This window comes from Paenibacillus sp. GbtcB18, from assembly GCF_019091125.1.
Lineage (GTDB): Bacteria > Bacillota > Bacilli > Paenibacillales > NBRC-103111 > Paenibacillus_F > Paenibacillus_F chitinolyticus.
On record NZ_JAGXJX010000080.1, the window covers coordinates 1 to 778 of the forward strand.

A 778-nucleotide genomic window follows, 5' to 3' on the forward strand; every position below is an offset into this window, starting at 1 on the left:
CTTCATAATTGGGTGGTACTTACTTTAACTTTATGTTATTATTTATATATCTAATGTTAAAGGAAATAGGGGGAAGTCATGGATATAGAATTAGTGCTAAAATCTTTAGTTCCATTTGGAAGTGCTCTTTTGGGGGGCTATATCACATACAGCATGTCTAGAGCCAAAGAAAAAAAGGAAGTAGCCAAGAAGCAATTAGAATCTGTATTTGAATTGCAGAAGATAAATTTTAAGTTACTGGGTATGTTTAATGAATTGAAGATTTCATTGCATAGACATGCTTTTTCGGATGTGCAAACGGAAGAATATAGTGGAAAAATAGTCGCGGATAAGATACAAAAATGTTTAAATGAATGGATAGAATTGAATGTCGCATCACTAGCACATGCTGTAAATATGGAGAAAGGTATATTTGAGCTTGTTAAAAAAACACATGATGAAGCTACTGTACATTTTATGCCTGTTACCAAGGCGGAAAATGTCGTTATAAAAGGTATGACAAGGATATATTCAGAGAAAAATATAAGTTCTTTAGAAACAGTATATGATAAAATAGAACATTTACAAACCGCCCTAATGGAACAAGAGAAAGTGTATGTAGAACGGTACATGAAAAAATATAATAAGCACCTTTAAAATAAAGTGAAAAAAGACCGACTAAGAAGTTGGTCTTTTTACTTTATATTTACCAATTCATCAAATTCAAATTCGGTATTCAACCCGATAGCATCTGTACAGTATATCAGTCTTGTCTACTGCTCGATGTGTAATACGTTTA

At 32.0% G+C, this 778-nt stretch carries 1 protein-coding gene; it reads left to right on the plus strand.

The genetic code is table 11. From position 1 onward, the window contains the following. The first annotated feature begins 78 nt into the window (after nucleotides 1-78). Nucleotides 79-636 carry a hypothetical protein gene (locus tag KVT34_RS29600; protein WP_217563230.1) on the plus strand — a complete coding sequence of 186 codons (558 nt, stop codon included), beginning with the start codon at nucleotides 79-81 and terminating at the stop codon, nucleotides 634-636. Nucleotides 637-778 lie beyond the last annotated feature (142 nt).